The sequence below is a fragment of the Sphingomonas phyllosphaerae 5.2 genome (assembly GCF_000419605.1).
Lineage (GTDB): Bacteria > Pseudomonadota > Alphaproteobacteria > Sphingomonadales > Sphingomonadaceae > Sphingomonas > Sphingomonas phyllosphaerae_B.
In genome coordinates this window covers 1,087,109-1,101,236 of sequence record NZ_ATTI01000001.1, presented here as the reverse complement: position 1 = coordinate 1,101,236, position 14,128 = coordinate 1,087,109, and the positions used below count along the sequence as shown (strand labels likewise).

The window sequence follows — 14,128 nt, the reverse complement described above, 5'->3', positions numbered from 1 at the left end:
CAAGACGCCCTGCCCCGTAGTGACAAAAGAAGCAGGGCGTCCTGGTGAGGCGCTTCCGCCTCAACGCTGCCTCTAGCCCTCAATCGTGAAGATCGTGTGGCCACCACGAGGCAAAGTCGCCCCGCTCCCGACAGTTGCCGAGAAGCGGGGCGAGGTCATCCGTAGTGACCCGAACCTACCCTGTGCGCCTTCCGACCCCGGCGCAATCGCACTCCCGGTCCCGAAAGGAGACGCAGGGCGAGGAGAGGCCGACGTCATCGAGATTTGGTTCTAGTATGCTGTAAGGTACTGTACGCTACCTCAGGCTCTCAGGCCTGCCTTGATGGTCATCATCAATCACCATCCATAGCCATCTCAGGTCCTCAATGGACCCGAGGCACAATCAGCGGCCCGCCTGGCCTTAAAGCCGCGAAGTGCCGCGTGAAGGCATCGCGAAGCCGCTCTCGGGCAAGCTCAACCTTCGACAGCGGCACGACCAAGCTATCGAAGACCGGCAGCGATGCTACGTCGTCCAGCTCCCTCAGGTCGCGCATGGCCCAAGCGATCACCTCGGCCTCATGGAACTGGAGGTCCAGCGTGGAGACCTGGTGCTCGTGGAGCCGCTGGAGGACTGGATGGCACTCAAGGACGGCTTCTCGAACCTTGACGTACCAATTGCCTTCCCTTGGCTCCGTGGTGCCCGTTCCGAGCGCATACGTCAGCCACCGCTTCACCTTCGTGCGAGCTTGGCCGGGAATAGCGTATGGGTCGGCCGTGTGGTCGAAGGCCTCCCCGAGGAGGCCGTAGAGGACCGTAAGGTGGCTGGCGGACAAGTCGACCTCTCCGACCTTCTCGCCCTGGAGGCGAATGGCATCTGCGCGGGCCGCTTTGCCACCCTTCCAGCGCATGTAGTCGTCACCACCTGGCAGCGAGTAGAAGCGTCCGCCCCGCTGCCAAGCGAACTCGGGCTGATCCCCGTTGTTGAAGATGCGCCGGAGGCCTGAGAAGGCAAAGCCCTCGATCGGGATGGAGGACAGGAAGGCATTGATGCCCTCCAGCTCCTCGACGAGCCGAAGAGCCCCAGGGTCGTTGGGAGCGATGCTCAGCTCCGCAGCCGCACGGCGCCGGCCATCGACCTTGAGCGGCTTGGAGGCCCTGAGGACGAGAAGGTCCGTTGATGGTGGTGGAACAGGCCTCTCGATCGAGAAATGCTCCGGGAGGGTGTCGAGCGTGACCCCATAGGAGGCCGCCAGCTCCAGAAGCGCCACAGTCGGCCGGAAGAGCGTTTGACGCCCAGAAGCGACAAGTCCTCCCCGCTCATAATGGCCTGGAATGGTCTCGATGAACTGGCTGTCCTCGAAGCTCTCCTGCACCTTCTTGAACATCCGGCGGGTGACGGCTTCTCCGGTGAACGAAGAGGCCATGAGGGATCGGCGGGTCCACTGTCCGGCGCGAGCGGCGACTAGAAGGTCCGAGATGGTGGCCTCGACGGCGACTAGAAGGCCTGGACGGGAGGTCGGGCGGACTGGAGGCACTATGCCGTCCATGAGTGCGCTCGCAGCCCTACGTGCCTCCAAGGAGACTGCACGGCCCCGCAAGCCCATGACCCTCGCGTCATTGCTCGCACCACGCCGATCCGCTTTGGAATAGCCGAACCTGTCCCTTCCGTTCGTCGCCACTTCGCTGGGCTCGATCGCGGTGGATAGGGACGCCTTCACAGAGCCTCGACTGGGAGATGGCGGGTCCGAGGACAAGACCATCAATGCGTTTGCATCCGCCAACGGGCGGGGTCCACGCTTATCGTCGCTAAGTCCCTCCTTGTCCCTCGCGATCGGCATCCCTCACACCCCACTACAGCGTTCCACACCATCAACAATTAGACCGTATCGGACCTTAACGTGGCAGAAATCCTTACCTTTCGCGGGTACGTGCACCCGATTATTTGTCAGCTGAGGAATGGCGCTGCTCCACCCGTTGAATGGAGGAGCGGGCAACCCCGTAGCGCTTCGCCAACGCTCCGAGGGACACACCCTGCGACCGGCTCCTAAGTACGTCTTGTTGCTGCGCCGCTGTGAGCGCGGAGGGGCGCCCGAGGGTCTTCCCCTCAGCCTTCGCGCGGCTCAATCCCGACTGAGTGCGTTCAATCAGCAGGTCGCGCTCGAACTCCGCCACGGCGCTGATAACGGCCATGGTCATCTTCCCTGCCGCGCTTGTCAGGTCCACGCCACCAAGGGCCAAGCAATGCACTCGAACACCTCCGGCGGCGAGCGTGTCCACTGTCGCACGGACGTCCATGGCGTTGCGGCCTAGGCGATCCAGCTTCGTGACGACTAGCACGTCGCCTGCCTCCAGTCGGTCGACCAGCTTGGCGAAGCCCTTGCGCTCCATTGCCGGTGTCGACCCAGAGACTGTCTCGGTCACGATCCGCTTGGCATCGACCGCGAAGCCGGCCGCCTCAATCTCACGCACCTGGTTGTCCGTTGTCTGATCCGCCGTGCTGACGCGGCAATAAGAGAATGCTCGAGCCACGATTGCCCCACCTGTTCCGAAATCCTGTCCCGGAATATGGGGTGTACCGGAAGGTCCGTCAAGCTACTTTTCGGTACATATCGGCGAGGTGGCCCGCAAACGGTCGAATTCGGTACAGCTGCGCCAACCCCGGGGAACGTGCCTGCGCTTAACGCAACATCAACGCGGAGGAAGATAGCGGTCCAGGCATGACATCGCGCTCGCCGAAGGATGAACCACCACCGCACCCTGCGGAGAAGGTGATCGCATGGTCTATTGTCGTGATCGGCGTCGTCCATGTCATCGCGCGGGACGTGTTCCACCTCTTGTAGGCGCCCATGGCAGGCCAAAGGTTTAGGTCGAGGCTTTGATTGGCTCGCCCGTCCCATCGTAGGATCGCCCCCGAGGGCCGAGAGACGCTCGTCGCCATCGCCACGCCCGCAAGTGGCCGAGCGGGCATGCAGGGCCACACGAACCTGATGACCGGCAAGGACGGGAAGCAGCGTGTCGGGGCCACGCGGGCCTTGGAGCGCCTAGCCTTAACCCCGGAGGGCGCTGCGGACCTGGAGGGCGATGAGGACTTAAAGCCCACCTTCTCGCTTGCGCGATGTTCCTGGTTTGTTCTACTCTACCTGCAAGGACGGAGTCGAACCATGCCAGAGACCATCACGCCACACCTCATCGCCCAGCTCATCACCGAAGCGCCTGGCTGGGCGCGCGTGGGCCTCACAGCACCGACCGAGAGCATGAGGGACGCAGCGGCCGAGACGCTAGGCCGTTGGGTCTGGGAGGGACTGGACGCAACTGATGGTGCGGAGACGACCACGAACCAAATGGCCTTGCCGCTCGAAGCTTGATCGAGCGGGCCTAAATGTCGCCAGCGCGGACGGCACAACACCCGGCCAATGCCAATGTCCCCGCGCCACGCTCAGCCCTACCAGCACCACACGCCACCACGAGGGACGGCCTGGCCTCGTCTACCTCGGCGATGGATAAGTGCCGGAGGTGATTGAGGAAATGGACCAATGCTCACGGGTCCCCTCCGGGGCGCGGCGTGGTCCCAGCGGCGATCGGCCGGGTCCAATTCGTGATCGACGGGTTCGCTGCGGCACCACTGCTGCCGCTCGGACTCCGCCTCTATCCAGGCCCGTCTCTCAGTCAGCGCTAAAACGCTGGTTGAACATAGACTAGCGCTTCGCGCGATACCCGCTCAGCGTGGTGTATTAAGTACCGACCGCCCTGAAGATGAATAAACGCGCCAACTTCAGGCATGACTTGCTCCTCTCTCTCGCAGATGAACGCCTTGGGGCTGTGCCGACAGTAGGTGACCTTCATGCAAACATGAGGTAACAGGCGGTCCTGATCGAAGGAAATTCGTTAAGCATCTTTCCCGTTGTTGCTGTGGCGAAAGCGCCACGAAGCTGCTCACCTCGTTCGCCGCAGTGCTGGCGATCGACAGCAGCGCCGAGAGATACCGCCGACGCTCAGGGCGGGCCTTCGCGGACAGACTGTTGCCGACGCGGATGGATACGACACCTCCCCGACACCAGTGTCATCCCGCCCCGCTCAGCTCTTCCAGCACCCAACGCCCTGCGAAGGACGACTAGACCTCTCAGCCCGCCCGCCTCGCCAAGAGCATGCCGACTTGGAATTATGGACCAATGTTCACGGGTCCCATCCGGGTCCCATGAGCCCTAGCCGGTCCAGATAGACACCGTACCAGCCTTACTCTGTCGCCCGGCGCCGTTCGTGGACCGAGGGACCCAAAGGACTCCTGGGGGTCGCCGATGAGCGCCTTGCCGCCAATCTCGATCGAGGTTGCGATTGCAGGTCGTTACTGATGCCTATGTCAGTTGGATCGTTGCGGGAAGTTGGAAGTTTCCGCATTTATGGCAGCATCTACAGTCCCTTACGCCCTGATCGTGGATGACAACGCGATCATCCTCATGAACCTTGGGGACATTCTGACCAACGCCGGCTTCAGATGCTACGAGGCGGATCACGGGGAGGCGGCCAAGGCGATGCTCCCGAGCCACGCTGAGAACATCACGTTGTTGTTCTCGGACGTCGAGATGCCTGGAGACACCGACGGTTTCGCCTTGGCTCGTCATGTCGCCGAGGTTTATCCGTGGATTGAGATCGTGATAGCCAGTGGCCAGGTCAAACCGACGGCGGGCGACATGCCGGAGAACGCGACGTTCCTCAGCAAGCCATTCAGCGCCCAGATGGTGCTCGATCATCTTCGCGAGACCCTGCCGGACGGGAAGAAGCCTGAGCCACTGACACGAGCTGTGTAGTCGTCTCAATTGGTCGGGCCTGAGTGACGCCCCGGTAGCAACGGACAGCCCCTCTGGGCCTCTACCTTTCCGCGGACGCTGTCGTCTTCCCCTCCGGCAGCCTCGGCGGGTCCTTTCCGTGCCCGCAGGCAGCTGCAACCGTTAAACCTCACGCTGGCTTGCGCCCCCGTCGAGACGCGTGCGGTACATCGCGACACCTCTAAAAAGACTGAGCGAGGATAAGCCAGCGGATCAACGGGCCTGGACGAGCCGTTTAGTTTTCCCACGATCGAAGGAGGTCACAATGGAGGCCGAAGTTACGGCGAGCGGCGGCGTGATCCTTGTGGACCTGAAGCGTCCCGAGGCGTGCTGCTTGACCCTGGAGACGGGCGAGGCCCTCGACTTGGTCCAGAAGCTCCTCGAAGCGGTCGTAGAGGTCGGCAAGCCCCTCCGGTTCGATCCCAAGATCGTGAGGTCGCGGTAGGATCGGCGAATGCGTTGGGGCTCCCGCTGTGCGAGCTTGAAGCCCATGATCTTGCAACGTAATCGGAGGCCTACCGGAAGGATGGACAGCGATATTGAGCAGACGCCCGAGGAAGAGCGGACGCGCTTCGCTGTAACCCACGAGGCGGGCAAGGTGCTGCTCGACATCCAAGGACCGCTCGGCGCCGGCTCGCACACCCTGACGTGCGCCGAGACCTTGAACCTCGTCTATGAGTTGGTCCACGCATTGAGCGGCGCTTCCATGGCGACCGACGACACGCCTCAAGGCCGCTGAGGACCTACGGCGATCGTAAGGGCCTCCAAGGCCGACGAGAGCCCGTGATCCCTGCCAATGTCCACCTCAGCCGTCAGTGCGGTCCAGTAGCGGGTCAGCAGAGACGTGTCGGGACACGAGGGCATGAGGCAGCGCAACGCCAGCCTGACCGCAGCCATCTGTCCCTCAGTATGCCCTGGCAGTCCCACGGCCTCGTGGAGGACCTGAAGGCATAGATCGGTGAGGACACGCTGGTGCTTCGGGGACATGGCGAGCCCTGAGAACACATCAGGAACATGTAGGACAGCGGTTATGTGATTGATGAAGGGTAAGGCGAGGGATCAACTGATGCGGGTCCCATCCAGCCCCTTTAGGTTCCATCCCGGACCTATATTCCTGCCGCTAGGAACCCCCGGCCCCGTTTTGTGACGGAGGGACCCGCATGGGACCATCAGATGCTCCTAGGCTCGTGCTCGTCAGGAGATAACGATGGAAGCATCGTTCGCGACGGCCGCGATCGACTAGGCCCTGATGGACCTCGACGATCGACTGGCGTTGTCGAAATTAGGCCGCGTTGGCAGCCTCGTGACATCAGTGCGCAGCTCTCCACGCGCTCACGTCGCGCTTCGAGATATCGCCAACGTAGCACATGGGCGAGTAGCCACCTCCCCGGCTCCATGCGCTTCTCCTCCCGCAACTCGAACCATTACTGGCCGAGTTGTAGGGGCAGGCACAGTTGCCAGGGTAGTCACCGACTGATTGTCGTATGATGCGCTGCTTGACCTGCGCGTCGCTTAGTCTTCCTCTAGCTTCCGCGGCTCCGGTACTTAGAAGCGCAGCAATCGCCAGAAGCGTCGATCCGTGAACCCGCAGCATCAGTAAGGGCTCTGGTAGGTTGTGTCCGGCGTCTTATTTGGCCGCGTGCGGGCGGAACTATAAGGTTCATAGGCACTCTTCGTGCCCTCCCGCCCCGTGTAGGGATTTACATTCCCGCGTGTCGACCAATTGTCTGTACGAGTGCTGTTCGGATTTGTCCGCACGTGAGGCGCTACATAGGTTCCATCCTGGCGAGTGTAACCACGCACTCTATGCGAGCCCTGCGCAAAGGCGTTTGTGGCGGTAAGCAGGCACAACGCCGCGACCGCGATCGTCTTCAGTCTCATCTATTTCCCCCGTTCGTCTTTCGACGAGCAAAGGATGCAGAGCAAAATCAGGATCGACAAGATGATTCGCGAGTCTTTTCAGTATGTTGACCGAGATCAATCGCATGCGGACATGACGGTCTGGAGCTCGTTGCGGAGCCCCTCGGCGACATCACTGAAGCCTCGCCCCTCCACTGCGTGCCGATGAGTACCGAGAGGTATTAGCGCCGCTCGATGCACGACCCCGTCAAGCTCTCACCCACGCGACGCCTCAACCATCCGGGGAGCCACCCTATTGGATGCGGCAGAAGTGGCGGAGAACAGCCACTCCCGCATTAGTACTGACTTGAGGAAGTCCTCCACGATTGGCGATGTTCGCCATTAGTGCTGACTTTAGGACGACCCCGTCCGGTTACGTGGTCGATTTTGCCGGCATCTGCCGCCGCGCGTCCGAACCGACGCCGCACACCTCAACGACATCAAGGCATTTATGACACACACGCCCACGCCGCCCGGCGCTGGCCTCTTACCATTTCAAGGCTTCAGTGTCCGTTACCTCCTCGACGAAGATGGGTCCGCATGGCTTGTCGCGCGGGACTTCCTCTCGATCATGAACCTCGACGTTGCCCGCAATCCCGGACGATGGCTGGCGAAGACGCCTGACACCGACAAAGCCTTCCGGAACGTCCAGTCCGTGAAGGGCCCGCAACGATCCCTCGTCATCTCAGTCCCCGGCGCCTACGCGCTCACGAAGCGCTACAAGAAGCCGAACAGCCCGCTCGTCCGCTCCTTCCTGAACCGCGAAGCTGCACATCTCGTTCGACGTCATGATCGAGATTGAAGAAGTCGACTTCGCAACCGTCAGCTACCCAACGGCCACTCTCGACGGCCAGCCAGTCCCGATCGCCGTTCTTGACGGGAAGCCTTGGTTTTCCACGGCTCACATTCAGCACTTCATAATCGCCCGGTTCGATCCGGTAGCCTGCGCGATCTTCACTCCGGCTCACGTCGGCGCCCACCGTTTCCCCTTCGACGCTGATGACGACCTCTCGCATGTCATCTCGGCCCTTGCGGCCCGTGCGCTCGCCGAAGAACGCATGACGTGCTGGCCTAACCGGAAGCTGCGCGGCTGGCTGCTTCAGCAGGACAAGAGGCTCCGAACCGCACCTCCCGACGCGCCCGGATCGCTCTTCGCCGACGTTGCGGCGGTGGGGCGACTTACGACCAATGGCGGCCCCGTGGCGGACGAAAAGCGCCTTTGGGCCGAGCGGGCCGCATCCTCTCACCGTGAACAAACATGACCACAGAACAAACTCTACTCTTCGGCAAGAAGCCAATCCGCGTCGTCATCATAGACGGCGAGGTCTGGTGGGTCGCCAAGGACCTTTACGCCTCCCAGAGAGCCCTCACCAACAAGCGGCACCTCTCGTGCTTCGACCGCCAGCATCTCCGGCTCCACATCTTCCGTACGGACGGTATATCCGAGCGGCTGACCATTGTGTCGACCCTCGGCGCCTTGACGATCGCAACGCTTTTGCGAAGGCCCGCGAACCAAATGGTAGACGGTTGGGTCCGCAAACAGGTCGACCGGCTCGGCTTCGGGCGTCCTGCACTGACGATGTGTGCAGATGGTACGCTGCCAGTTCGACCGAAGGCCTCGTGGATGGCCTACGAAGCGTGGGATGATCTTGCCCGCGCCAATCCCGGCCGGAAGCGGAACCCTGAAACCGTTGGCCTTCCTGAGTTGGACGACGACGATCACGCCAAGCCATTCGTTCCCACGCCGGAACGGATCGAAGCCGATCGCAAGGCCATGATTGCGGATGAGCATGCACAGGTCGCCGCCGATCGCCGCGCCAAGCGTAAATAGGAATACTCAGATGGGCCTTTTCTCCGGCTCCACTTCGACCAAAACGAACGAGAAGTTCGACACGGGCCCCAGTAGCTTCCAAGCGCCCTACCTAAACGACGCTTTCGGCGCCGCGAAGGGCATCTACGCCTCCTCGAAGGACAGCCCTTACTACCAGGGCAACACCTACGCCGGGATGAGCTCGGAGGCCAAGGACGCCCTCGCGAAGCTGAAGGCCTATGCGTCCGGGCAGGGCCTCAACACCGCCACGACCTTGGGGAACCTTGGGTCCCAGATGGCCGGCTACGGCGCGAAGGCGGGCTCGACGCTCGACCAGTTCGCGACGATGGCAGGACAGGACCCGACCGAGGCGAACATCGCCGCTGCGACGGCCTACGCGAACAATCCGGCAATCTCCGGGATGATCGACGCGAACGCTCGCGACGTGACCCGCAACCTGTCCGAGAACGTCCTCCCCGGCATCGACCGGGCGGCCTCCGCGTCCGGCAACATCAACTCCTCGCGAGCTGGCGTTGCTTCCGGCGTCGCGCAGCGAGGCGCGGCGGATCGTATCGGCGACATCTCGGCCCAAATCCGAGGCGACGCCTACGACCGGGGCCTATCGCTCGCTCAGGGCGATCGGTCCATGAACCTGTCCGCCATGGGCCAGGCCGCCAGCTCCTACGGGAACCTTGCGTCCTTCGGGGTCGATGCGCTCGGCAAGTCCGATGCGGCGGCCTACGGCGCCTACGACGCCATCAGCGGCGCGAACCAGGCCGACCAGGCCGATCGACAGGGCCAGCTCACCGCCGACTTCTCCAAGTGGCAGGGCGAGGACACTCGCGCGACGGACCTTCTGGACCGCTACGCCAAGCTCGTCGCCGGCAACCAGTGGGGACAGTCGGGCACCAGCTCAGGCACCTCCAAGAGCACGCAGTCCCAGTCGATCCTAGGCCAGCTCGCCGGCCTCGCGGCGACGGGAGCGTCCATCTACACGGGCCTCAGCGCCCCGAAAGGCAGCAAATCTTGATCGACCCCACCATCCCTTCTGGATCACCCTTGTCGGGCTTCCAGTACCAACCACCCCGCATGGCACCACCCGCCGCCATGTCGTCGACCTTCAGTGCTCCAGCGCTCCTCCCGACAACGCCGGCCGCACCGCTTGCCCAGTCACTCCCCACGCCGCCACCGCGAAAGAAGTCGACGATCTGGGACAAGGAACACATTTCCGAGACCCTGGCTGGCATCGGTGCAGGCTTCTTCGCGGGCCAGAACTTCGGCGACGGTCTAGGCGCAGCGGCCCAAACAATCGCAGGGCGAACCAAGCAGCTCCGCGAGGAGCAGCGCCCCGACATCACCTATGGGGGCCCTGGCGACCGCTTCGAGATACGGACCGATCGCCGCACGGGCGAGCGGACGGTTCGCGAGGTTCCTGTGTTCCGACAGGCCGCCGAGCGCGACTCCGCCGCCAAGAACCGGCCGGACTTCAAGACCACACAGGACATGCGCGCTCGGGCCTTGGCCTCTGTCGCCCAGCTCCCGCCACGTGATCGGCCCGCCGCTTACCGATCCCTCTTCGCGAACGCCACGGCGTACGGCTTGGACACGACCGGGATGCCGACGGAGTGGGATGAGACCTACGGCACTCTCGGGGGCATGATGGGCCTCGACGTCAACCAGGCGCTCAACCAGAAGCGCGACGACGCCAAGCTCGAAGAGGACATGCGCCATAAGCGCGTGACCGAAACACAGGGCAGCCAGCGAGTTTCGCAGGGCGATGCCCGTGTGGCTCAGGGGGCCGCGAGGGTAGCTCAGGGCGCCCAGCGCCTCCGTCAGGCTCCCCCAAGCGCCCGCAAAGGCATCAACGCACCTAAGTCGCGAGCGGAGTTCGACGCCCTTCCGAGCGGCGCCAAAATCGTAGCCCCAGACGGCTCTATAAGGATCAAGCCATAATGGCAGACGACAACTGGTGGTCCGCGCTTCCATTCGCGACCGCCGCATCGGCCAAGGCCGCTACCGTACCAGCTCGCGCCAAGACGACGCAGCAGGATATGATGATGCTCCGGGACTCCACGGCCAAGGCGGAAACCGAACGTAGGGCACGGCGGGATTACGCGGCCACTCGTCAGGCCGTAGAGGATATGGGAACCAGCCCATCTAAGGCCGGCTACCTCGATGCAATCACGCCCGAGCAGGACGGCGACTTTCTCGACAAGGTCGGGGGGTTCCTCGGCACGCCCCTCCGGGCGTTCGTGTCGAACAAGACCATGGATGCTCGTGATCGGCTGAAAACCGTCAGCGCTCAAGTTGCCCTTGCCGGCTCACAGCAGATGAAGGGCTCGTCGTCCGACAAAGACACCGCCCTCATGCGCATGTCCGGCGTCAGTGACTACAAGGGTCGCAAGGAAAACCTCCGCATCCTCGACGACGCCGCTCGTCAGGGCGCCATAGAGGAACACCGGGCTAGCCTGAAGGCGCAGTGGATCAATCGCTTCGGTAGCATCTCGGCCCCAGGTCCTCACGGTCTCTCGTATGAGCAGGTAGCGACGCGGCAAGAGAAGACGGTCAACGAGGCCATGGATTACCGACAAGGGGTCAAGAAGCCGGCCCTTCGTACCCCGCCCCAGTCGGTGACCAGACGCGCCGCTCCGGGCCGTGCGGTCTATGACGTCAACGGGAACCCGGTCCGATGAGCACGACGACCATCAGGCTCCCGGACGGCAGCGAAGTCGACATCCAAACCAGCGACCCGAAGGCCGCCGCCGCCACCGCTCGAAAGATATGGCAGCAGCGCCAAGGTTCATCCGCAGAGGAAGCAGGACGCAAACCGCGATCCGGTTGGCAGACGGCCGGCGACTTCCTCGGCGACGCCATCGACAACTTCGTCCCGAACTTCGGCGATGAGATTGCCGCGATACCCGATGCCGCGAAGGCGGCCGTAAGGGGCCAGCCGATCGGCGAGGCCTGGAACAAGGGCCGCCGGGAATTTCGTCGCAATCAGGCCCAGTACGACAAGGAGCACCCCTACCTCGCGTGGGGGTCCACTCTGACGGGCGCTGGGGCCTCTCTGGCGCTTCCAGCGGGCCGCGTGGCCTCTGGGGCCGGGATGGCAACTAAGGTGCTCCACGGGGCCGCTGTGGGCGCTGGGTACGGTGCCGTAGCCGGTGCCGGCGAAGGTGACAGCCTGGGAGACCGGGCGACCAACGCAGCGAAGGGCATGGCAGCGGGTGGCGTCCTTGGGGGCGCTATGTCCCCGGTGGCGGCCGGCGCGGTCCGTGTGGGTCGAATTGCCCGCCAAGCCCTTCCAGGCGTGGATGGGGCAGTGCGGCGCCTCGCCAACGTGCCTCGCGCGGTTATGCGGCATCCGCTGCGCACCCCGGAGGACGCTCAGCGGCGCTTAGCAGCCCGGTTCATGGACACCCGCATGAACGAAGGCCATGTCGCCGCTGGCTTCGGACAACAGGGCGCCTCCGCAACCCCTGAGACCCTTCTGGCCGAGGTGGAGCGCCGCCGTGCCCTTGGCGTCCCTGCAATGCTGGGCGACGTCAGCGAGCCCATGAGGGCCACCACGGGCTGGGCGTCGCGCGGCATGGGACCAGGTCAGACGATGGTCCGAGAGCGGCTCGATGCCCGTAAGGCCCAGGAGGCAACTCGCATCCGCCAGCATATCGCTGACACGATGGGGGACCTCTCGCCTGATCCAGTTGGACAGTATCAAGGCTACGGCGAACGAGCCCGCCGAGAGGCAGGCCCGATGTACGCTGAGGCCTACGCGCAGCCGATGGTCCTCACGCCTGAGATTAGCGGCATCATGCAAACGCCGGCCTTCCAGGCCGCCGTGCCCCATGCGGTCCGCAACATCCGCAACGCCCAACGCAACCCCGAGGCCATCGGCTTCGTGATGCGGAACGACGGGATGCTCGATCCAGAGGCCTATCAGTCTCTTTCGACCGAGGGTTTCGACCAGGTCATCCGTGCCATGCGCGACAACGCCCAGGACCGTATGCGCCCCGCATCGTTCCCCGGCGGCCGACCGACCAACACCACGGACTCGGTCCACATCAACGCCCGAGCCGGCGACCTCCGTGACGAGCTTGCAAACCAGAACGGCGCCTATCGCGACGTGACCGAGATGTACGCCGACGAGATGGGGATGCGCGACGCCTTCCAGAACGGACAGGTTGTCGACAAACTCACTGGTCCTGACATCGCCGCTCAAGCCCGCCAGATGCCGCAAGACAATGCTCGCGAAGCATGGGCGATCGGCGCCCGAACGGCTTTGGGCGACCGGGCAAGCGAGTTTGGCTCGGCGCACCCGACTGGCGACGTGGCCGGTAACGTGCGGCGGATGCTGGGCCCAGACCAGAAGCAAACGGCTATCCAGCAGATGATGCCGGATCGACCAGACGCGGTCTCTGGGCTTCAAGATCGCCTTGAGGCTGAGCATCAGAGCAACATCCTCTGGCGAGAAGCCTACGGCAACTCTCGCACCGCTGATCGTCAGCAGTTCGACGCCGACATGGACCAGACGCTTGGAGCCCTTCCGATCCCGCCTGTCACCCCCTCGGCCATGGTGGCACGTGCGGCCAACCTCGTGCAGACAGGCGTTACCCGAGGGCGCCGTCAGTCCATGAAGGACCAGGTGGCCCGCTTCGTGACAGAGGAAAACCCTGAGCGGCTGCGTGCGTTCGTCAACGACGTTTCGGAGGTCGCCCAGCGCGATCGGGACTTTGCGGACCGGCTGCACCGCATGGGCGTCTTCGGGACGAAGGGTGCCGCTATGAACGTGAAGGGCGAAGAGCCCGGTGAGTTCCCGTCAGGCCAACACGAGCCTTACGAGGACGAACGAGACTACTGATCGCCATGCCCCCTGCCCCTTGAGCCCTTTGCGGCCCGAGGGGCTTTTTTCTCGTCTATGCCGCAGCCACTCCCGCTTCAGCGACTTGCGCCTCGACCAACAGCCGACGCGCCTTCGACCGCAAGTGGGCCTCTCCTCGTTCCGCCATCCGATCCCACGACACGGCCGCATGAAGGTGACGTCCCTTTGCCTGCATGAGACTGGTGTCGGCGGCGGCGAGGCGCTCTCGGCTGGCCCGCTCGCGGCAGAACTTCGGGTCTTCGTACATGTGAGTTTCCAATCTCGACACGAACGCGCGAGACGGGCGGATCGATGCTCAGCTCTCTAGGCAGTCACGCGAAAAGGGCCCCGGTTGCAGCCCGGAGCCCTCTCTGTCGACGATGCGGGGTCCGTCCGCCCGTCTTTCCCATAGCCCCGGCCTAGTTGCAGCTCGCCGTGGTCTTCAGGGTCTATGCGGGCCGCCTGGTCCCTCGACGGCCCGATTAGGTCTTGTGGCGTCAGAGCGCCGCTAAAAGTGCTTCAAGATCTGCCCGTTGCAATACGACGTTGTGGACGCAGCCCTTATCGTCTCGCTGCACAACGACAGCCACTCCGTCCCCCATGATGGTCGCCTCTCCGTCCACCAGGCCCATCGTCCCCTCGTCGATCTTCATTCCGTTGCCCCGTCCCAAGTAGAAGTCGTTTACGCTGTCATGCGCGGAACCGACGCTAGATGCCTAGAGTTAACCAAAGGTTACCGCAAGCAAATTCGTTGATGCT

General features: G+C 63.4%; 14 protein-coding genes. 11 read left to right on the top strand and 3 right to left on the bottom strand.

Annotated elements, in window-relative coordinates:
- Positions 1-362: 362 nt before the first annotated feature.
- Both SPHPHY_RS0105065 and SPHPHY_RS0105060 read right to left on the bottom strand, forming a co-directional pair.
- Complete coding sequence (locus tag SPHPHY_RS0105065; protein ID WP_156025021.1) at positions 363-1,403, bottom strand: hypothetical protein; 1,041 nt, start codon at positions 1,401-1,403, stop codon at positions 363-365.
- A gap of 514 nt (positions 1,404-1,917) precedes the next feature.
- Positions 1,918-2,508 carry a recombinase family protein gene (locus SPHPHY_RS0105060; RefSeq protein ID WP_022685617.1) on the bottom strand — a complete coding sequence of 197 codons (591 nt, stop codon included), beginning with the start codon at positions 2,506-2,508 and terminating at the stop codon, positions 1,918-1,920.
- Between the two features lie 458 nt (positions 2,509-2,966).
- On the opposite strand from SPHPHY_RS0105060, the gene SPHPHY_RS20875 reads away from it, so the two are divergent.
- From SPHPHY_RS20875 to SPHPHY_RS0104995, 11 genes are all read left to right on the top strand, one after another.
- Positions 2,967-3,344: a DUF6771 family protein gene (locus SPHPHY_RS20875; RefSeq protein WP_156025020.1), complete on the top strand. Its 378-nt coding sequence runs from the start codon at positions 2,967-2,969 to the stop codon at positions 3,342-3,344.
- A gap of 1,065 nt (positions 3,345-4,409) precedes the next feature.
- On the top strand, positions 4,410-4,784 hold the full coding sequence (locus tag SPHPHY_RS0105045; protein WP_231370357.1) for a response regulator: 375 nt from the start codon (positions 4,410-4,412) through the stop codon (positions 4,782-4,784).
- Positions 4,785-5,067: 283 nt separating this feature from the next.
- Positions 5,068-5,247, top strand: coding sequence for a hypothetical protein (locus tag SPHPHY_RS0105040; RefSeq protein WP_022685613.1), 180 nt, complete (start codon positions 5,068-5,070; stop codon positions 5,245-5,247).
- Between the two features lie 81 nt (positions 5,248-5,328).
- Positions 5,329-5,541, top strand: coding sequence for a hypothetical protein (locus SPHPHY_RS0105035; protein ID WP_022685612.1), 213 nt, complete (start codon positions 5,329-5,331; stop codon positions 5,539-5,541).
- A 1,611-nt stretch (positions 5,542-7,152) separates the two neighbouring features.
- Complete coding sequence (locus SPHPHY_RS0105025; protein ID WP_156025019.1) at positions 7,153-7,503, top strand: hypothetical protein; 351 nt, start codon at positions 7,153-7,155, stop codon at positions 7,501-7,503.
- Positions 7,490-7,963: a hypothetical protein gene (locus SPHPHY_RS0105020; protein WP_022685609.1), complete on the top strand. Its 474-nt coding sequence runs from the start codon at positions 7,490-7,492 to the stop codon at positions 7,961-7,963. The genes SPHPHY_RS0105025 and SPHPHY_RS0105020 overlap by 14 nt, the downstream gene beginning before the upstream one ends.
- Entirely contained in the window at positions 7,960-8,532 is a 573-nt protein-coding gene (locus SPHPHY_RS0105015) for a hypothetical protein (RefSeq protein WP_022685608.1), read from the top strand. The genes SPHPHY_RS0105020 and SPHPHY_RS0105015 overlap by 4 nt, the downstream gene beginning before the upstream one ends.
- Before the next feature lie 10 nt (positions 8,533-8,542).
- Complete coding sequence (locus tag SPHPHY_RS0105010; protein WP_022685607.1) at positions 8,543-9,541, top strand: hypothetical protein; 999 nt, start codon at positions 8,543-8,545, stop codon at positions 9,539-9,541.
- Entirely contained in the window at positions 9,538-10,464 is a 927-nt protein-coding gene (locus SPHPHY_RS0105005; protein WP_156025018.1) for a hypothetical protein, read from the top strand. The genes SPHPHY_RS0105010 and SPHPHY_RS0105005 overlap by 4 nt, the downstream gene beginning before the upstream one ends.
- On the top strand, positions 10,464-11,204 hold the full coding sequence (locus tag SPHPHY_RS0105000) for a hypothetical protein (RefSeq protein ID WP_022685605.1): 741 nt from the start codon (positions 10,464-10,466) through the stop codon (positions 11,202-11,204). Before SPHPHY_RS0105005 ends, SPHPHY_RS0105000 begins: the two co-directional genes overlap by 1 nt.
- Positions 11,201-13,369 (top strand): hypothetical protein, encoded by a 2,169-nt coding sequence (locus SPHPHY_RS0104995; protein ID WP_022685604.1) that lies wholly within the window; start codon positions 11,201-11,203, stop codon positions 13,367-13,369. Before SPHPHY_RS0105000 ends, SPHPHY_RS0104995 begins: the two co-directional genes overlap by 4 nt.
- A 497-nt stretch (positions 13,370-13,866) precedes the next feature.
- On the opposite strand, the gene SPHPHY_RS21840 is transcribed toward SPHPHY_RS0104995, so the two are convergent.
- Positions 13,867-14,022 (bottom strand): hypothetical protein, encoded by a 156-nt coding sequence (locus tag SPHPHY_RS21840; RefSeq protein WP_022685602.1) that lies wholly within the window; start codon positions 14,020-14,022, stop codon positions 13,867-13,869.
- Positions 14,023-14,128 lie beyond the last annotated feature (106 nt).